The 203-nt window shown below is 75.4% G+C and carries 1 protein-coding gene; it reads right to left on the minus strand.

What is annotated here, in order from left to right; genetic code table 11:
• Window positions 1-203: histidinol dehydrogenase (locus QWY28_RS24335; protein ID WP_300955455.1), on the minus strand; the 203-nt coding region annotated here is incomplete at both ends.

Raw genomic sequence — 203 nt, forward strand, 5'->3', positions numbered from 1 at the left:
ACCCCTCGTCGACGCCGAGCAGCGCGCACGCCGCGTGGATCGTGGGGTGCACCTCGCCGCCGTGGTCCTTCTGCGGGGGGGTGGCGCGCGCGATCGACTCGACGCCGGCGACCTGGGCGGGCACGACGTTCATCAGGACGCTCGAGACGAGGGGCGCGAGCCCGCCGGGCACGTAGAGGCCCACGCGGCGGATCGGCACCTTG

Origin of the sequence: Nocardioides oceani (assembly GCF_030412965.1) — a bacterium.
Lineage (GTDB): Bacteria > Actinomycetota > Actinomycetes > Propionibacteriales > Nocardioidaceae > Nocardioides > Nocardioides oceani.